General features: G+C 60.8%; 14 protein-coding genes. 7 read left to right on the forward strand and 7 right to left on the reverse strand.

Going from position 1 to position 18317, the window contains the following annotated elements:
* The first annotated feature begins 57 nt into the window (after positions 1 to 57).
* Positions 58 to 549 carry a YajQ family cyclic di-GMP-binding protein gene (locus L6762_RS00200; protein WP_237184942.1) on the forward strand — a complete coding sequence of 164 codons (492 nt, stop codon included), beginning with the start codon at positions 58 to 60 and terminating at the stop codon, positions 547 to 549.
* Between the two features lie 125 nt (positions 550 to 674).
* On the opposite strand, the gene htpX is transcribed toward L6762_RS00200, so the two are convergent.
* Positions 675 to 1568, reverse strand: a complete 894-nt coding sequence (gene htpX, locus L6762_RS00205) for a zinc metalloprotease HtpX (protein ID WP_237184944.1) — start codon at positions 1566 to 1568, stop codon at positions 675 to 677.
* Positions 1569 to 1699: 131 nt separating this feature from the next.
* Entirely contained in the window at positions 1700 to 3904 is a 2205-nt protein-coding gene (locus tag L6762_RS11925) for an RNA polymerase sigma factor (RefSeq protein WP_272878669.1), read from the reverse strand.
* 948 nt (positions 3905 to 4852) lie between these two features.
* On the opposite strand from L6762_RS11925, the gene L6762_RS00220 reads away from it, so the two are divergent.
* Positions 4853 to 5401, forward strand: a complete 549-nt coding sequence (locus L6762_RS00220) for a Fur family transcriptional regulator (protein ID WP_423817069.1) — start codon at positions 4853 to 4855, stop codon at positions 5399 to 5401.
* Positions 5402 to 5487: 86 nt separating this feature from the next.
* Positions 5488 to 6990: a catalase gene (locus tag L6762_RS00225; protein WP_237184947.1), complete on the forward strand. Its 1503-nt coding sequence runs from the start codon at positions 5488 to 5490 to the stop codon at positions 6988 to 6990.
* A 136-nt stretch (positions 6991 to 7126) separates the two neighbouring features.
* Here the strand turns inward: L6762_RS00225 and L6762_RS00230 are convergent, their stop codons facing one another.
* Complete coding sequence (locus tag L6762_RS00230; protein WP_237184953.1) at positions 7127 to 9583, reverse strand: MMPL family transporter; 2457 nt, start codon at positions 9581 to 9583, stop codon at positions 7127 to 7129.
* 29 nt (positions 9584 to 9612) lie between these two features.
* Entirely contained in the window at positions 9613 to 10920 is a 1308-nt protein-coding gene (locus tag L6762_RS00235) for an SseB family protein (protein WP_237184954.1), read from the reverse strand.
* Between the two features lie 242 nt (positions 10921 to 11162).
* On the opposite strand from L6762_RS00235, the gene L6762_RS00240 reads away from it, so the two are divergent.
* Entirely contained in the window at positions 11163 to 12554 is a 1392-nt protein-coding gene (locus L6762_RS00240; RefSeq protein WP_237184955.1) for a DUF6882 domain-containing protein, read from the forward strand.
* 144 nt (positions 12555 to 12698) lie between these two features.
* Positions 12699 to 13667: an EamA family transporter RarD gene (gene rarD / locus L6762_RS00245; RefSeq protein ID WP_237184956.1), complete on the forward strand. Its 969-nt coding sequence runs from the start codon at positions 12699 to 12701 to the stop codon at positions 13665 to 13667.
* 124 nt (positions 13668 to 13791) lie between these two features.
* Here rarD and L6762_RS00250 read toward each other — a convergent pair whose 3' ends face one another.
* The 3 genes from L6762_RS00250 to L6762_RS00260 form a co-directional block, all read right to left on the reverse strand.
* Positions 13792 to 14553 carry an amino acid ABC transporter ATP-binding protein gene (locus tag L6762_RS00250; RefSeq protein WP_237184957.1) on the reverse strand — a complete coding sequence of 254 codons (762 nt, stop codon included), beginning with the start codon at positions 14551 to 14553 and terminating at the stop codon, positions 13792 to 13794.
* Between the two features lie 30 nt (positions 14554 to 14583).
* Positions 14584 to 15378, reverse strand: a complete 795-nt coding sequence (locus L6762_RS00255) for an amino acid ABC transporter permease (protein WP_237184958.1) — start codon at positions 15376 to 15378, stop codon at positions 14584 to 14586.
* Positions 15379 to 15520: 142 nt separating this feature from the next.
* On the reverse strand, positions 15521 to 16291 hold the full coding sequence (locus L6762_RS00260; RefSeq protein WP_237184959.1) for an ABC transporter substrate-binding protein: 771 nt from the start codon (positions 16289 to 16291) through the stop codon (positions 15521 to 15523).
* Between the two features lie 99 nt (positions 16292 to 16390).
* On the opposite strand from L6762_RS00260, the gene L6762_RS00265 reads away from it, so the two are divergent.
* Both L6762_RS00265 and L6762_RS00270 read left to right on the forward strand, forming a co-directional pair.
* Positions 16391 to 17149: a demethylmenaquinone methyltransferase gene (locus tag L6762_RS00265; protein WP_423817067.1), complete on the forward strand. Its 759-nt coding sequence runs from the start codon at positions 16391 to 16393 to the stop codon at positions 17147 to 17149.
* Positions 17150 to 17245: 96 nt separating this feature from the next.
* Entirely contained in the window at positions 17246 to 18286 is a 1041-nt protein-coding gene (locus tag L6762_RS00270; RefSeq protein WP_237185269.1) for a polyprenyl synthetase family protein, read from the forward strand.
* Positions 18287 to 18317: the final 31 nt, after the last annotated feature.

The raw sequence follows: 18317 nt of genomic DNA on the forward strand, positions 1-18317 counted from the left end.
CCGCTAGCGGTCTACAGGGGCACGGTCACCTATCTACAAGCAAAGAGGTAAGCACCCGTGGCAAGCGATTCATCATTCGACGTTGTTTCAAAGGTCGACAAGCAGGAAGTTTCTAACGCCCTCAACCAGGCCCAGAAGGAAGTAGCCCAGCGCTACGACTTCCGCGGTGTCGGCGCTGAAATTGATTTCTCCGGCGAAAAGATCCTGATTAAGGCCAACTCCGAGGAGCGCGCCCTGGCCGTGCTCGATGTCTTCCAGTCCAAGCTGGTCAAGCGCGGCATCTCGCTCAAGTCCCTGGATTCCGGCGACCCCTACGCTTCTGGCAAGGAATACCGCATTGAGTCCTCTATCAAGGAGGGTATCGCCCAGGACCAGGCCAAGAAAATCTCTAAGCTCATTCGCGAAGAGGGCCCCAAGTCGGTCAAGGCTACCATTCAGGGCGATGAGCTGCGCGTAACCTCCAAGTCCCGCGATGACCTGCAGGACGTCATTGCCCTACTCAAGGGCGCCGACCTTGAGGTTGACCTGCAGTTCGTCAACTACCGCTAGGCACCTGCCCCATAGGGGCGTCCGCACCTAGATATAAGGCTCCCCACCTGCCCGGGCAGGTGGGGAGCTCTTCTTTAACCTGTTCAGATTTGTACGGTCAACTTTCAGTCAGCGTGACCTGAAGTCTAGAGCTGCCCGTTCTGACGAGCCATATTTTCGAGTCGGGCGATACGGTCAGCCATGGGCGGGTGGGTAGCCATCAGGTTCTTAATCGAACCACCGCCTCGGAAGGGGTTAGCAATCATCATGGAGGCAGCGCCTGCGGTCTGGCGGTTCTCGGGGTTCATGGGGTAGCGTGACACCCCGTTTTCCAGCTTGTGCAGGGCGGACGCCAGCGCCAGCGGGTCGCCGGTGAGGCGGGCGCCGTCCTCGTCGGCATCGTATTCACGGGTGCGGCTAATAGCCATCTGCATGACGGCTGAGGCCAGGGGCGCCAGGAAGGCGATGAGCAGGGTGAAGATGAGGCCACCGCCGCGGTTTTCTTCGCGGTTACCGCCAAACATGGCGCCGAAGGTAGCGAACTGGGCGATAGTACCGATGACGGAGGCGATAGCGGCAGCAATGGAGCCGGTCAGAATATCGCGGTTGTAGACGTGCATGAGCTCATGGCCAATCACACCGCGCATCTCGCGCTCGTCGAGCAGCTGCAGAATACCCTCGGTGCAGCAGACCGCGGCGTTCTGGGGGTTACGGCCGGTAGCGAAGGCGTTAGGGGTCATGGTCGGGGCAACGTAGAGTTTGGGCATGGGCTGGTTGGCCTTAGCTGAGAGCTCTTCAACGATGGCGTAGAGGCCGGGAATCTGCTCACGGGTAACCGGGTAGGCGTTCATGGAGCGGATAGCGAGCTTGTCTGAGTTCCAGTAGGTGTAGGCGACCGTACCTACACCGATCAGGCCGAAGAGCACAATAAAGATTGAGCTTCGGGTGAAGTAGGCCAGGCCTGCACCAATGAGGAGCAGGAAACCTACCATCGACCCCAAGAGCAGGGCTGTTTTGAGGCCGTTGTTATGGCTGTGCATGAAAGTCCTTTCGTCGGGGTCTTGATTTCTAGGTTAGATGCCCAAGCTGAGATAGTGCCCGGTGTTCCGCTAGAGGCTTTAGAAAAACGCCCACCGAGTCCCCTTGTGCGGGGCCGGTAGGCGTTTCTTACCTAGTAGCAGGTGATGTCTTGAATTCGGCTGATGCCAAAGTAGCTCTCAAGCACGTAGGTGGCATAGGGCGATTCGATAATGATGGGGGGCAGGTAGGTTCCAAATCCTGAGGGGAATTCAGCACCTTCAGAGTCAGTTACCAGGAAGGTGATGATGCACATACGGTTGTCACCAACGGGGTGCCCAATGGTATCCCAGGGAGTATTAGCGATGAACTCGTAGTACTCCGGAGTACCCACCCAGTCCAGGGGCCCCAGAATCTCAGGGATTCCAGTATCGGGGTCCACCGGATCGACAGGCACAACCGGCTCAACCGGGTCTATGGGAACTTCCGGATCGATAGGCTCAACGGGAACCTCAGGGTCAACGGGCTCGACCGGAACTTCCGGATCGACAGGCTCAACGGGAACCTCCGGATCGACAGGTTCAACGGGAACCTCAGGATCCACAGGTTCAACGGGGACCTCAGGGTCAACGGGAACTTCCGGATCGACAGGCTCAACAGGAACCTCAGGGTCAACGGGCTCGACCGGAACTTCCGGGTCAACCGGGTCAACGGGAACTTCCGGATCGACAGGCTCAACAGGAACCTCGGGGTCAACTGGCTCGACCGGAACTTCCGGGTCCACGGGCTCAACAGGAACCTCAGGGTCCACAGGCTGCTCGGGAGCAATCGGGGTCTCAGGTTCTGCCGGAGGGGCTGGCTCAGAGGGAGTGACCGGCTCGGCAGGAGCTTCCGGCTGCGAGGGAACAGCAGGGGCTTCGGGAGCAGCAGGTAGCTCAGGGGTGACCGGGGCAGCCGAAGACTCAGGGGCAGGAGCCGGAGGAACCTGTACAGAAACAGGCTCAGTCAGAGACGCTGTAGCATTTTCTGAAGCGGCAGGAGCACTCGCACTAGATGTAGCAGACTCAGCGGTCTTGTTCGTTGAAGCAGAGCTACCGTCGGACGAGGCAGCAGCAAGCGGCTGCGCAGCAGGAGCTTCCGGCGCCACCGCATTGGCTAGAGAACTTGAAGAGGCAGCACTGCTAGAGCTGTTGCTGCCCTGGCCAGCTGAGGGCCCGTTAACGGCTACGGACGAGCGCAAGGTTTCGGCGGTCATGCCGCTAGAGACGCTCTGGGGCTCATTCACCAGGCTATCGGTAACGCCTGAAGTATCGTCGCTCGGCTGGGCTTTAGGGGTCTGCAGCTGGGAGTCTGCGCTGATAACCGCTGAACCGGCCGAAGAATTATTGACCAGGGCCATACCACCGGCCACAGCACCGATAGCGGTCACGACCGCAGCGGCACCTGCCAGGGCCTGGCTGCCGGGCGTCCAGCGTCCGCCCCCAAAACCTGAGAAAAGGCCACCCTGGGCGCCGGCACCAGCGGCGGCGCTACCAGCCACACCACCGGCCAGGAAGGGCAGAAGCACCTTGGAACCGTCGGTGATAACGGGCACCAGGCCCGCCAGCACGGGGAAAACCCAAACACGCATGGACTTGTTGATACCGGCCAGGGTCAGGTATTCCGAGGTGCAGTAGGAGCACACCGACAGGTGCAGGCGCAGAACTTCACTACGCTTCTTGGTCAGGGAGCCACGCACCATAGAGCTCAGGTGGGGTGAGTACTGGGCACACTCGTCGGTCTTCGGCGCGTTCTGGTGGGCCCGCAGGAAGCCTTCGCGCAGGCTCTCACGGGCACGGGTAGCCAGGGCCGAGACGGCGTTGGCAGAAAGATTCATGGTCTGGGCGACTTCGCGGGGCTTCTTATCTTCAACCTCGGTCATCCAGAGCACGGTCTGCCAGCGTTCCGGCAGGCCGGTGAAGGCGCTGATGAGCTCGTCTGATTCGTGTAATTTCAAGACGGTTTCGTCCAGCGAGCCCATGGATTCCAGGTGCTCTTCTTCGCTGGGCACTTCTTTTTGGGCAATCAGGCCATTTTCTGCCGCCAGGTGGGCAATGGTAGTAGCAAGGTAGCCCCCCATAAAGGTTCGGGGGCCCTTACCGTTCTTGAGGGCCTGAAGCACACGCACAAAGGCTTCGGAGACGATGTCTTCTGAGAGGGTGTTGTTAGAGGTGTGCTTATAAGCGATGGCGCGAGCCATCGACACGTAACGTTCATACAGAACGCCGAACGAATCAAGCTTGCCTTCGCGGACGTCCGAGAGCAGCAGCTCGTCGGTGGGGCCGCCACTAGCTGGTTGCGCGGTGTTGTGTGATTGCATGAAAATCCCTGGGTTTATGCGAGTTACCCCTAGTTAGAGTGGTGGGGCATTCTATTAGTCTATCGGGATTATGCCCTGTGTGCAGTAGTTTGTGGAAAGAACAACAACGGCCCGACCCCTATGCGGTGACAGGGGCCGGGCCGTTGTTGTCCCTAGCGGTAAAGCGGTGCGAGCCTCTCTACCCTCTGTTGGTGGCAGCAGCTCCCCCTTCCCTGGAGGTGCCGCCTGCCGGTGGTGAGTGTGTAGCTTGTGTGCCACCACCCACGAACAGCGTTGGCACTTTGCGTTTCAGTGCCTGCGAAAGCATCTGAAGTGTATTGGGTTGTATGTATTTGCCCTGGCACAGAACCCGCGAACGGCCCTGTGCGGTGGCTATTTTCTGTGTGTGATGGGCAGAGCCGCTCGATAAGTTCCAGCAGCGGCGGCTCTGCACCTTAACACATCACAGTGTTGGCTCCTTGGGCGCCGGGGTGTTTTCCCCTAGTCCCGGCGAGGTGCCATTGTGCTCGTCGAATCCCCACGATTGACGGGCACGGTTTATTCCCTTGTTCCCTGCCCTGCTTCCCATGGCAGTTTGGGGTGGTGCGCTACCAAGCCGATCATGAAAATCGGTAGACACACCCGACAGTTTTGCGCTGTCATAGATAAAGAGGCGGATAGACCTGTTTTATGACGCGAAAACGGGAAGTTTTTTAAAAAACTTTCCACCCACCCTCAAATATGGCCTTGACTAGGGAGTTTTCTCGGAAAAGTTTTTTAAAATTTATCACGATTCTCCGGTTTTGAAGGGCCCCAGCCCTCCTCACAGAGCAAAAGAGGGGAAGCAAGCATCCACTCCCCCAGGCGGGCCACCCTTCTACCTTCAGGTTTCCGTTTAGTCAGCCCTGACTCACAACCCAACCCCACCTTATTGTGAAAGACTCAGAATAAGGATATTATGGTGACATGATGTCAACAACGAGCAACCTCGGAGCAAGCGGGTGCAGCCACATCCCCGGCAGTACCAACACTCCCGCCAGTGCCCACCAAAAAGCCTGGTCAGCTCAGCTTCGATCTAAAGGTCGTCGCGTCACAAAACAGCGCCTATCTGTGCTTGCAGCTGTACACGAGAACCCGCACTCCACAGCAGACGCTGTTGTTACAGCCGTCCGCCAGGAGCTACCGGGAATCACCGTACAGTCGGTGTACGTCGTCCTCGCAGATCTCACCGACATCAACATGCTCCGCAAATTTGAACCACCGGGATCAGCAGGGCTCTACGAGACCCGCACCGGCGACAACCACCACCACGCCTACTGCATCCGCTGCGGCAAGGTCGAAGACGTGGACTGCGCCATCGGGGCCGCCCCCTGCCTGACCCCCAGCGATTTTCACGGCATGGCTCTTCTCAGCGCCGATGTGCTCTACCGAGGCATCTGCGCCGACTGCCAAAACGCCGACGAAAAAGAAGTGGCCCTCGCCCAGCAGGCAGCCGCCAACCAGGCACTAGCCAGCTAGGGCAGAGCGTCATCACCCTCTGCCTGCCTACTAGAACCGCCCCTAGAGACAGACAGAAAACAACCCCACACAGGAAAGTAGGAAAAATGAACAACCCGATTAAGCCCGGTTCATTTACCACCACCACCCAGGGTGCCCCCGTTGCCTCAGACAACGACTCCCTGACCGTAGGCGCCGACGGCCCCATCGTCCTGCACGACGCCTACACCGTCGAGAAGCTCGCCCAGTTCAACCGCGAGCGCGTCCCCGAGCGCGTCGTGCACGCCAAGGGCACCGGTGCCTTCGGTGTCTTTGAGACCACCGAAGATGTCTCCAAGTACACCCGCGCAGCCCTCTTCCAGCCCGGTGTATCCACCGAGATGCTGATTCGCTTCTCCACCGTTGCCGGTGAGCAGGGTTCACCCGACACCTGGCGCGACCCCCGCGGTTTTGCGGTCAAGTTCTACACCACCGAGGGCAACTACGACCTGGTCGGTAACAACACCCCCATCTTCTTCATCCGCGACGCCATCAAGTTCCCCGACTTCATCCACTCCCAGAAGCGTCTGCCCGGCAACGGCCTGCGCAACAACGACATGCAGTGGGACTTCTGGAGCCTGCGCACCGAGTCAGCCCACCAGGTAACCTGGCTCATGGGTGACCGCGGCATCCCCGCTACTCTGCGCCACATGGACGGCTTCGGTTCACACACCTACCAGTGGATTAACGCCGAAGGTGAGCGTTTCTGGGTCAAGTACCACTTCAAGACCGACCAGGGCAACGACTTCCTGACCGGTGCTGACGCTGAGCGTATCGCTGGCGAGAACGCCGACTACCACCGTCAGGATCTCTACGAAGCTATCGAACGCGGCGAGTTCCCCTCATGGACTCTCTACGTTCAGGTCATGCCCTACGAGGACGCCAAGACCTACCGCTTCAACCCCTTCGACCTGACCAAGGTCTGGCCCCACGCCGACTACCCCCTGATCAAGGTGGGTAAGATGACCCTGAACAAGAACCCCGAGAACTTCTTCGCTCAGATCGAGCAGGCTACCTTCTCACCCTCCAACTTCGTTCCGGGTATCGCAGCCTCCCCCGACAAGATGCTGCTGGGCCGCATCTTCTCCTACCCCGATGCACACCGCTACCGTGTAGGCACCAACTTCGCTGACCTGCCCGTCAACTACGCGAAGAACGCTGAAGTGAACAACTACAGCCAGGACGGCGCTATGCGCTACACCTTCAACAGCCCCGATACCCCCGTCTATGCCCCCAACACCTTCGGTGGCCCCCACGCTGACGCTGCCCGCGCCGGTGAGGGTTCTTGGGAAGCTGACGGCGCTCTGGTTCGCGCTGCTGCTACCCTGCACGCTGAGGACGACGACTTCGGCCAGGCTCGCACCCTCTACGCCGATGTCATGGATGATGCTGCTAAGGCTCGTCTGGTCGAGAACATCGCCGGCCACGTTGGTGCTGTTGTCTCTGACGAGATTCGTGAGCGTGCCTTCAAGTACTGGGATTCAGTCCACGAAGAGCTCGGTGCCCGCGTGCGTGAAGCCTACAAGCACAACAACGAGAAGAGCAACGAGCCCACTCCCCAGACCACCTAAGGTCTGCGGTCGAGCCTAGCTTGTCGTGAAGAAGCCGCCCCCGGCGTCCTGATAGTCAAGGACGCCGGGGGCGGCTTTATGTGCTGTCGGCAGATGGAGCGAAGCCCCGGCGCTGTGCCGTATTAGGCAGCGCACTTTATTCGGCGATGTGCTTGGGGGCGTCTTCTTCGTCGCGTTCCTTCTTCTCAAAGGGCCACCACCAGGCGGCTTCGCCCAGCAGGTACATGGTGGCCGGGATGAAGGTGGTGCGGATCAGGAAGGCGTCCATAGCAACGCCCAGGGCCAGGGCGAAGCCGATGGGGCGCACCGCGGTGAGGTGGGAGAAGATGAAGCCGGCGAAAACGGCAACCATGATGATGCCGCAGGCGGTCACAACGGCCCCGCCCTGCTTGTAGCCCAGCACAACGGCGTCGCCTGCCGAGTGGCCCTGACGGTGGGCATCTCGCATGCCCGAGACGATGAAGATTTGGTAGTCCACCGAGAGGCCGAAGAGGATACCGATCAGCAGGATAGGTAGGAAGGCCAGGATGGGGCCGGGCTGGGTGACGCCGAAGATGTCGGCGAGCCAGCCCCACTGGTAGACGGCAACGACGGCGCCGAAGGAGGCCAGGGTGGAGAGCAGGAAGCCGATGGTGGCCATGACCGGCACGATGATGGAGCGGAAGACAAAGGCCATGAGCACCAGGCAGAGGGCAATCACCACCCCGAGGTAGAGCGGGATAGAGCTTGAGATACGCTCTGAAATCTCGATGTTAGCCACGGTAGAGCCGGTCAGGCCGATGGTGGTTGCGGTGGCTTTTTCGGTGGCTTCGAGCTTGTCGTTCATGGAGTGAACGGTGGCGAGGGTGCTGTCTGCCGAGGGCCCTTCGGTGGGGAAGAAGGCCAGGATGGCGGTGGCGTTGTCGTCACTGGTAGCGACGATGGCGACACTTTCGATTTTGTTGTTTTTGAGGCGGTCGGCCACGTCGAGGGCTACGTCGCGCAGGCGGGCTTCGTCGCCGGGGACGGTGAGGGTCAGGCCCGCGATGATGGGCCCGTTGACGCCTTCACCGAACTTTTCGGAGATGGTCTGGTAGGCCTGGTAGGAGGTTGAATCGGTGGCCTGGTAGGAACCGTCGGGCAGGCCCAGGCGGAGGGAGGTGGTGGGAATGATGGCCAGTACCAGCACGGCTACCGCTACGAAGGTCATAGCGAAGGGGTGGCGGGTGACGAAGCCGCCCCAGCCCTTGTAGGCTGCTTCGATTTCGGCGAAGGCTTCGCGGCGGTTGCGGGGTACCTGGATTTCCTGGGTGCGGGCCAGGTTGAGCTGGGTGAGTTCTTCTCGCTGGGCGCGGGTCAGCAGGCGGGTGCCCAGCAGGCTCAGGACGGCCGGTACCAGGGTCAGGGAGGAAGCCACGACCAGGGCTACGGCGAAGGCCCCGGCAAAGCCCATGATGGCAAGGAAGGGCAGGCCGGTGAGGCAGAGGGCTGAGAGCGCGATGATGTTGGTCATGCCGGCAAAGAGCACGGAGTGGCCCGCAGTCGAGTTGGCGGTGCCTACCGCATCGAGCACGTCGGCGCCGTCGCGCAGTTCTTCGCGGAAGCGGTAGAGAATCAGCAGGGCATAATCGATGCCAACGCCCAGGCCCAGCATGAGGGCGAGGACGGGGTCGGTGGCGGTCATGCCAATAAAGGCGGTGCTGGTGTAGACCAGGGCAACGGCGGTACCGGCTCCGATCAGGGCAAGCACCAGAGGTAGGCCTGCGGCTACGACCGCTCCCAGGGTAATCAGCAGGACGATAAAGGCCACGACCAGGCCAATAATTTCTGAGATGCCAAAGACGTCGCTGACGTCCTGGTCGAGTTCGTAGCTGTAGTTGACGGTCAGGCCGGTGTCTTTGAGCGTATCAAAGGTGCTAAAGACTTCTTCCCGCACCGAGGTGGGTAGGGAGTTAGTGTCCTGGTTGAAAGCAATATTGACGATGGCTGCGGTGCCGTCTTCGCTCACCATGTTGGCGTCGGCTGCCGCGTCAAGCTCACGCTGGGCGGCATCGACCTTATCCTGGTTTGACCGCAGGGTGGTGCGGGCGTCAGCTAGGGTAGCTTCCTGGGCTGCCAGATCGGGGGCAAGAGCAGCAATTTCTTCCTGGCTAAGCCCCTGGGGTAGGGCGGCTTTCGCAGCGTCCAGCTGGGCCTGGCCTTCATCGATCTGTGCCTTGGCTTGGGCTAGCTGGGCTTTAGCGTCCTCAAGCTGCACGGACGCCTGGGTCACGGCGTCCGCCGCTACAAAGGGATCGAGGGAGCCAGCGACTTCGGGCAGCTGGTCAATTGTGGTGACGGCCTGGGCGATAGCCTGCTTCTGGGTGTCGGTAAATCCCCCGTCGGCCTCAAGCACTACATAGCCGCTGGAAATACCGTTCTCGGGTATCTTGGCCTGCAAGTCTTCCCGAACCGCCTCGAAGGAGGCCCCCGGCATGGTGTAGCTGGCTGTCGCACCTCGTGCTAGGGTCAGCGCCCCCACCCCGGCTAGGGTCAATAGCACCAGCCACAGAACGATGGTGGTACGGGCATGACGAGCCGCAGTAAGGCCGAGCGTGCGCAGGGCACCGGTCATGGGGGAACTCCTGGGTAAGAGGCGGGGGTTTACTGTGATTCTACTACTGAAATGAGCTGGCGTACCTGTTCCATGGGTAGAGTGGCGTGGGGCGCCAGGGCGTTGATGCGTATAGCGCTACTATCACCTGTGGCAAAGAGTTTGAGGGCCTCAAGGGCCGGGGCACTACGAACCACCAGGGTTGGGTCTAGAGCTGCTACCTCGGCAGCCGTTGTGAAGACCAGGGCCACGTTTTCTTCGCTCTCGTCATCCTTCTTGAGAATAACGGGGCGGCCTGCCGGGTCATCCGCCCGAACCCCCAGAAGAAGCACCGAGGCTGGTGCAGTAAGGGACATGAGCAAATCATGCATGTTTTCCTCAATGAGGGCACGCTGGGCAGGCATGTTGTGCGGGGATCCAAGAACCCACTGGATTTGAGCCTTTTCGATGAAGCACTCGTGGTCGCTACCGGGGTCAAGGACCAGCACGTCTATACTCTGGTCATGCGCCACCTGTAAGAAGACTTTCATGGCATGCTCTACCACTAAACGGGGGTTGGGCTGGTTCTGGGCCTGCGCCGAGTAGGTCTGAGCCGGTTCGGTTGCCGTGTAGGCCGTCAAGGCCCGCATGCCGTTGGCCAGGCGAAGCACCTGGTAGTTGAGCTGGGGGGTGCCATCGGGGGTGACGGTACTCTGCGTGATGTCCATCAGGAGGTTGCCCCCCAGGGCGGTACGGACGACATTCGCCAAGGACTGCTCGCTCCTGGCGGCTGCAAAGCCCGCCAGGGCCTCGGTCAGGTAGCGGTTAACGGGGCCTACCGGCAGGCCCCCTTCCCCGCCGGGCTCAGCAAAACCTGCGCCCCGGCGTCCTGCCAAACGCACAGCGGCCCAGTCAGGCACATGCTCGGGGTCGCGGGGGAAAAGTTCAAAGTGGGCGCGGATATCGCGGGCGCTCAGACGGCCCTCGCCCTTCCAGTCCACCGGCTCGTGGGCACGGTCGTAGGAGGCCCCAATCTGGTACTGGGGCTCAGGCCAGTTGCTGGCGGTAATCACCACAGAAGCGGTGAACCAGGTGCCCTCCCCCTCAACAAAAGAGGCGTGCTGCAGCTGTTCGATAGCGGGCAGCACCGGGCTATCTGACTTCACCGGGCCCACGGTACCCACATAGTCCTGCTCATCGCGTGATTCGGTAATACGCACAAAAACGGTCTCAGACAGGGGCTTGATATCGAGCACCAGCTCATTCCAGCCAGGTTCAACCTTGACCGTACCCAGCATCCAGCTACCGATAGCGTTCAGGGCATCTTGCACCATAGCGGGGCGTTCAATCTCGGTGTAACGGGGCGAAGAGGGCGACATACTATTCCTGTAGGTTTGGGCGAAGCGAAACCCTGTAGGGCCCTGTCCGAAGAAGGGCCGAGGGTGCGAGTTATCTACCCTATTAAACCAAGAAACTACCCATCTCAGAGAAGAGCACACCCACCTTCTCACGGAGTGATTCTCCCCTAGTTTCAGGGAAGGGCCTGAATATGTCAGAAATTCAAGCTCTTACCGCGGCAAAAAGGTGCGGGAGCACGGCAAGAGTTGCTAGCCTTGACCGTATGACTACTACACTGCAGGATCTGATTGACGATTCAATCTTTATCTCCACCGAGTACCAGGCCCGCCTCGCTGAAATCAGCGGCGGCGCAGAATGGACGGTGGACTTCTCTGCACCGTCATTCACCCTCCAGTCTGATGCTTCCGTAAGCCTCACCCCCTACCTGCTGGGTACCGAATCTGAGAACCGCGGTTCCTGGATCTGGTCCTGGCAGGAGCTCGGTCACTTCCCCGACCGCGTCGTTTCGGCAGCAATCCAGGCGCGTGAAGGCGGAGCGAAGCACAGCATCTCTGAGCTCACCACCGACGAGCTCCCCCTCGATTCCGGGCTAGCCCGCAAGCTGACACTAGCGTCCAAGGCCCTCAGCGGCATCTACGCCCACTACCCCGTAACCGCCGGGGCGGGCGTCCGCGCCTGGATTCTGCTCGATGGCAGCCAGCTTGAACTTGAGGCTCCCACCGTTAACCGCATGGGCCAGGTCATGGCGCAGGCTCTGCAAACCGGTACCGCCGTCAACCACCTGCGGGCGGTCGATTCCTACGCCAAGCTGCGCGGTGCCCACATTGCCTGGGACACCGAAGCCACCGCGGTCATTACCGCTTCGGACGGCGCCCTGCGCCTCTGGTTCGACAACGGCAAGATTTCGGGTATTGAAGCTGCTGAGCCCCAGGTTGGTGCCGACGAGCTGGCCCGCCTGGCTCAGGCTGCCCGTGACCTGCGCGAGCAGCTTGCTGCTGAGCGTCAGGGCATCGAAGCTGTGGCAGCCCAGGAGGCCGCTGCCCAGGTCGCAGCCCGCGAAGAGGCTAACCGCCTGGCCGCTGAAGAAGCTGCCCGCGAAGACGAAGCCCGCGCCGAAGCTGCCCGCGCAGCCGAGGCTGAAGCCCTGGCCGCTGAACAGGCCGCCATCGAAGCTCGCGAGGCTGACATCGCTGCCGCTGAAGAGCGTGCCGCAGCTGAAGCCGCTGAAGCTGAGCGCCGCGAGAAGGAACGCGCCGAAGAGGCAGCCCGCGAGGAAGAGGTCGAAGGTACCATCACCACCGACCGCGTCTACCCCAACGCCGAGCAGCCCTACGACCGCGAACCTGCCGAGGACGCCCGCCCCGGCCGCGTCACCACCAGCGCTATCGCCGACGAGGACATCGTGCGCGATGAGCCTGCTCAGGTAGAAGAGCCCGCCGCTGCTTCTATCGCCGCCGAGCAGGTTATCGAAGAAGCTGAGACCGAGCAGGCTCCTGCCGGTTACGAGCAGGTTGAAGAGCCTGCCCGCCCCGCCTCAGAGATTCGCCTGGCTGGCCAGGCCCCCGACCTTGAGGCTGAGCGCGCAGAAGCTGCGACCAAGCCTAAGCCCAAGGAAGAAAAGAAGGGCTTCTTCAGCCGCTTCTTCGGCCTCTAGGCCCTCGCATAGAGCACCTGTCAGTGGCTACCCGGTCTACCGGGTAGCCACTTTCTCGTAGCGCCACCGGCCCGCCTCTCTGCGGGCCGCAGGCGCCCACCACTCCAAGCCCCCACCACCGAGAGAAGCACGAGGAAGACAGCGGTGAGCACAGTCAAAAACGAGCAGGTAGTAGGCGGCCTCTACGCCTTTTTCTGCTACCTGATCTGGGGGCTCTTCCCCCTCTACTTCATGCTGACAGCACCAGCCACTCCCCTAGAGATTGTGGCGGGCCGGGTGCTCTTTTCGCTGGTCTTCTGTTTAGCCCTGCTGCCGCTCACCCGGCAGGTCAAAAACCTGCTGACGGTGCTAGGCAACCTGCGCCAGGTCGGACTTCTACTGGTCGCTAGCCTGCTCATCTTCGGCAACTGGCTGCTCTACGTCATTGCCACCACCAGCAACAACGTCATGGAAGCCTCCCTGGGCTACTACATCAACCCCATTGTCTCGGTCGCTCTGGGTGTAGTTTTCTTGGGTGAGCGCCTGCGCCCCCTCCAGTGGGCCGGTATCGGTGTTGCTGCGCTCGCGGTGCTGGTGATGGTGGTCTTTTACGGCTCAGTCCCTTGGCTGGGCCTGGGGTTGGCTTTCACTTTCGGCTTCTACGGGCTGGTCAAGAAACGGATTGGGGCGGTGCCGGCCCTGGTATCTCTGACCATGGAGACCCTGCTCCTAACCCCGCTGGCAGCTGTGCTGATGTGGTACTTTGCGCACAGCGGTCAGCTTACCCTGCTGACAGAAGGCCCAGCCCATTTCTGGATTCTGGTAGCCAGCGGTGTGCTCACGGCGGTGCCCCTGCTTCTCTTTGCGGGAGCCGCTACCCGAGTCCCGCTCTCTGTGCTGGGCATGGTGCAGTACGTTGGCCCCACCCTTCAGTTCCTCGTTGCCCTGTTCGTGACCCAGGAACACCTCTCAGCAGGCCGCTGGGCAGGCTTCGTGCTGGTGTGGGTCGCCGCGGCCTTCTTCATCACCGACTCCCTGCTCACCCAGCGCAGGGCACGAACCCGCATGCCGTCCGCCGAGGTTCCCTCCCCCGACACCAACACAGGTATGCTGCCCCAGATCAAGAACGACTAGGCAAGATCAAAGCCGTCTGAGACAGCCCCACAGAAAAACAAGCACATAAAAGCAGCCCAGGCCCGCAATCAAGGGGTCTGGGCTGCTTTTATGCTCTGGCGGTGCTGAACCTACCGGGCTGAATCTACTGGGCGGTGGGGTTGAGCACGCGGGAGAGGAAGAGCTGGGTGCGCTCGTGCTGGGGGTTGCCGATGACGGCGTCGGAGGGGCCTTCTTCAACCACCACGCCGCCGTCCATGAAGACCACGCGGTCAGCCACATCGCGGGCGAAAGCCATCTCGTGGGTTACCACGATCATGGTCATACCCTCGGCAGCAAGCTGGCGCATGATGGAGAGCACGTCACCCACGGTCTCGGGGTCAAGAGCACTGGTGGGCTCGTCAAAGAGCATGAGGGCGGGGTTCATGGAGAGTGCGCGGGCGATAGCGACGCGCTGCTGCTGGCCGCCGGAAAGCTGATCGGGGTGGCGGGCTGCCTTATCAGCTAAGCCTACCTTTTCGAGGTTGGCCAGGGCGATTTCTTTAGCTTCGGCCTTAGAGCGCTTGAGCACCTTGACCTGGGCAACGGTGCAGTTTTCGAGCACGGTCAGGTGGGGGAAGAGGTTGAACTGCTGAAAGACCATACCCACGGAGCGGCGCATGGCGTCGATATCAACATCGGGGTCGGTTACCGAGTGACCGGCCACCTCGATGCTGCCGGAGTTAGGGGTTTCGAGCAGGTTGACGCAGCGGAGCAGGGTGGACTTGCCGGAGCCGGAGGGGCCGATGAGGCAGACAACTTCGCCGGGGGCTACCGACATGTCGATGCCCTTGAGAACTTTTACCTCTCCGTAGGACTTATGCAGGTTAGTGATGGTGACGGACGCGGGTGCGGTCTGGATGGTCATGGCTGGTTCTTCCTGGGGTAGGTGGATGCTTTACTTGCGGGAGCGGGCCTTGGCGCGCTTTTCGAAGTGGCGGGCAAGGAAGCCTAGCGGGACGGTGATAATCAGGTAACAAGCACCTGCCAGGACGAGCGGGGTGAGGCCCGCACCGGAACCCGAGATGCCTTCACGGCCGAACTTGGTCAGCTCGTACTGGGCCACCGACATACCGAGTAGGTAGACCAGGGAGGAGTCCTTGGTGAGCAGGATAATCTCGTTGGTGAGCGGGGGCAGGACGATGCGGAAGGCCTGGGGGATGATGACGGTGACCATGGCGCGGGTGTGGCTCATGCCCAGGGAGCGGGCTGCCTCGTACTGGCCCTTGGGTACAGCTTCCAGGCCGGCGCGCAGTACCTCACCGATGTAGGCGGCCGACACCATACCCAGAGCCAGCATGACGGTGACGTAGTTGTTCAGGCGCAGGCCGAAGGCCAGGGGGATGCCGTAACCGAAGGCAATAAAGACCAGCAGCGCGGGCAGACCGCGGAAGAGCTCGATGTAGAGCGAGGCTAGCCAGCGGTAGGGGGCAACCGATGAAATCTTCATCAGGGCCAGCAGAACACCGCCAGCCAGGCCCACTACGAAGCCTAGGGCCGTGTAAATCAGGGTGTTCTTGAGGGCAACGGTGATGATGTTGGGGAACTGCTGGGCAATAATCTCGGGGTTAAAGGCCTTATCGCGCAGGGTTCCCCAGTCAGCGACAAGAATAACGACGAGTGCGATGATAGCCAGCAGGGCGTACTGGGCGTAGCGGGCGTAGGTTTGTTTCTGCCGGGTCGACAGTGCCATGGGTGGTCTTCCTTTTGTTCCCCGGTTGCCCGGGATCATATCGGCGAAGGACGAGAGATAAACGGGTGAGGGGTAGGCTGCGCCTGCGCTAGCCTACCCCCGTTGGTGAGCTTGGGTTTATGCTACTACCCGTTATCCGTGATTACTGGGATACGCCCAGGTATTTTTCACGCAGGTCTGCCAGGCGGCCGTCCTCTTCCATCTTCTTGAGGGTGGCGTTGGCGGAGTCAAGCAGAGCGGTATTCTCGGTCGCTACGGCACCGGCAATCTGCTCGCCAGTCTCGATTTCCTGGACTACAGAGAGGGATGAGTCAGAGGTCAGCATCTCAGACAGCACGGTGATGTTACCGACGATGGCATCGACCTGGCCGGTCTGTACTGCCTGCAGGAGCAGGCCGTTATCTTCGTACTGAACAGTGTTAGCACCGGCATCCTGGGCGTACTTTTCGCCACTGGTAGCCTGCTGCACGCCGATGTTGCGGCCGGAGAGGTCAGCGTCGCTCTTGATGTCGGAACCAGCGGGAACCAGGATCGCCAGGTTGTCGTCGACGTAGGAGTCGGTGAAGTTCATGACGGTCTTGCGCTCATCGGTGATGGTGATGCCAGACAGGGCAATGTCGCACTGCTTGGAGGAAAGGGCTACACCGGACTGGATACCCTCGAAGCTGGTGGTGAACATTTCGGCTTCGACACCCAGGTCTGAGGCGATAGCTGCTGCGATGTCGGCGTCCAGGCCAACAATCTTGCCGTTTTCTTCGTATTCGAAAGGAGCGTAGGGAGGGTTGGTGCAGACAGTCAGCTTGCCCTCTGAAACCAGGGAAACCCCTGACTCGGTGGTAGCGCCGGTTCCGGAAGAACCGCAAGCGGTGAGCATCAGAGCGGCGGCTGCAAGTGCGAAGGGGGCCTTCTTCATGGTGTACCTCGTATCTAAAACTGTGTAGGTGCGATGTGCTTTGAGCTTTATTCTGCCCCGCTATGCGTAAAAATGCAAACCTATGCATGAATATTCATTATGAATTTTTTACACACCCCCAAGGTGAGCTTTAGACACAAACATGACAAAATAGGCAGGGTGAACCGAGCAGACCTTAACAAAAAGACCACCGACATCTCCTCCATGTTCGATCAGGTAGCCGAGCGCTACGACCTGATGAACGGCATCATGTCACTGGGCCAACACATCTACTGGCGTAAGCAGACCGTTGCTGCGGTCGACGCCCACCCCGGCCAGAAGGTGCTTGACGTCGCCGCCGGAACCGGCACCTCGTCCGAACCCTTCGCCGACGCCGGTGTTAAGGTCATCGCCGCCGACCTTTCCGAGGGCATGCTAGCGGTAGGACGCCGCCGCCGCCCCGACATCGAATTTGTGCAGGCAGACGTCACTGCCCTCCCCTTTGCCGACGAAGAGTTTGATGCCGTCACTATGAGCTACGGCCTGCGCAATGTCGCCGACTACCCCCAGGCCCTACGCGAGCTCTACCGAGTGACTAAGCCCGGCGGGCGAATCGTCATCAACGAATTCTCCACCCCCACCTTCGCCCCCTTCCGCGCCATCTATCGCAACTACATCATGAAGCTAATTCCGCCGGTTGCTCGCAAGGTCTCATCTAACCCCGAAAGCTACGAGTACCTGGCCGAGTCTATCCTGGCCTGGCCTGCCCAGGACGAGCTGGCCCGCCACTTCACCGAAGCCGGCTGGCAGGGGGTGCAGTACAAGAACCTCACCGGCGGCATCGTGGCCCTGCACCGTGCTTATAAGCCAGCGAAGTAAAACCGGTAGACTAGTGAGCAGCTTGCTGCGGCCCAGGGCCGCAGACCCCACCGAGGAAATGTGAAAGACACCGTGACTGAATCCACCAGCTCCCCTATGAGCGTTGAAGCGCTCATGCCCGAAGCTGACTTCAACCTGCCTAGGGGCTTTGAGCTCATTGCGCAGGACGCTGAACTCGGCCCCAAGATTCTTGAGGCCCTTTCTGAGGTTGAGCAGCGCCTAGAACGCGCCGTTGCCCAGACCAACCACCTGGCCGACGTAGCCTCCCGTCATCTGCTCTCCGCCGGTGGTAAGCGGGTACGCCCCCTGCTCACCCTACTGGCGGCAGAAGCCGGTGGCGGCATTAACGACCGCGTCATCGACGCTGCTGTTGTAGTTGAGCTGACCCACTTGGCCACCCTCTACCACGATGATGTTATGGACGATGCGCCCAAGCGCCGCGGAGTCGACACCGCCCAGAACATCTGGGGCAATTCAGTGGCCATTCTGACCGGTGACCTCATCTTCTCCCGAGCCTCCCTCATCGTTTCGGAGCTGGGTGGTCGTGCCCTGGCTGTTCAGGCGCAGACCTTTGAACGCCTGGTTTTAGGCCAGCTCTTTGAAACCACCGGCCCCGAGAAGAACGAAGATATTCTCAGCCACTACATCAAGGTCATCGAGGGTAAGACCGGCTCCCTGATCGCAGCAGCTGGCTCCTACGGCACCATTTTGTCTAACTCGCCCGAAGCAACCGTGCAGATGCTAGCCCGCTACGGCGAGCTGGTAGGAGTTGCCTTCCAGCTGGCCGACGATGTCATCGATGTGACGAGTTCGGGAGCAGCGTCCGGCAAGACCCCCGGTACCGACCTGCGCGAAGGCGTGCCCACCCTGCCCACTATCCTGCTGGACCGGGCAGCTGCCACCGGCGACCTTGAGGCCCAGCACGTCCAGCAGCTCATTCGGGGCGACCTCACCAGCGACGAGGCCCTGGCAGAGGCCGTCGCAGCTCTCTCAGCTCACCCGGTCACCGCTGAGGCCTGGGAGATCGCCTACCAGTGGGCGGACGATGCCATCGCAGCAATCGAGCCCCTCCCCGATTCAGTGGTCAAGGAAGCCCTCAAATCCTTCGCTCACGCCGTCGTCCACCGCGACGCCTAGCACCCTATCCCGGCGGGACACCGCCGGGATA

Source organism: Rothia nasimurium (assembly GCF_928381705.1).
GTDB classification, from domain to species: domain Bacteria; phylum Actinomycetota; class Actinomycetes; order Actinomycetales; family Micrococcaceae; genus Rothia; species Rothia nasimurium_G.

Excerpts from the sequence above, each read along its gene's own strand:
- htpX (WP_237184944.1), bottom strand. The coding sequence starts at position 1,568 with ATGCACAGCCATAACAACGGCCTCAAAACAGCCCTGCTCTTGGGGTCG.
- L6762_RS11925 (WP_272878669.1), bottom strand. The coding sequence starts at position 3,904 with ATGCAATCACACAACACCGCGCAACCAGCTAGTGGCGGCCCCACCGAC.
- L6762_RS00220 (WP_423817069.1), top strand. The coding sequence starts at position 4,853 with ATGTCAACAACGAGCAACCTCGGAGCAAGCGGGTGCAGCCACATCCCC.
- L6762_RS00225 (WP_237184947.1), top strand. The coding sequence starts at position 5,488 with ATGAACAACCCGATTAAGCCCGGTTCATTTACCACCACCACCCAGGGT.
- L6762_RS00230 (WP_237184953.1), bottom strand. The coding sequence starts at position 9,583 with ATGACCGGTGCCCTGCGCACGCTCGGCCTTACTGCGGCTCGTCATGCC.
- L6762_RS00235 (WP_237184954.1), bottom strand. The coding sequence starts at position 10,920 with ATGTCGCCCTCTTCGCCCCGTTACACCGAGATTGAACGCCCCGCTATG.
- L6762_RS00240 (WP_237184955.1), top strand. The coding sequence starts at position 11,163 with ATGACTACTACACTGCAGGATCTGATTGACGATTCAATCTTTATCTCC.
- L6762_RS00250 (WP_237184957.1), bottom strand. The coding sequence starts at position 14,553 with ATGACCATCCAGACCGCACCCGCGTCCGTCACCATCACTAACCTGCAT.
- L6762_RS00255 (WP_237184958.1), bottom strand. The coding sequence starts at position 15,378 with ATGGCACTGTCGACCCGGCAGAAACAAACCTACGCCCGCTACGCCCAG.
- L6762_RS00260 (WP_237184959.1), bottom strand. The coding sequence starts at position 16,291 with ATGAAGAAGGCCCCCTTCGCACTTGCAGCCGCCGCTCTGATGCTCACC.
- L6762_RS00265 (WP_423817067.1), top strand. The coding sequence starts at position 16,391 with ATGAATTTTTTACACACCCCCAAGGTGAGCTTTAGACACAAACATGAC.
- L6762_RS00270 (WP_237185269.1), top strand. The coding sequence starts at position 17,246 with ATGAGCGTTGAAGCGCTCATGCCCGAAGCTGACTTCAACCTGCCTAGG.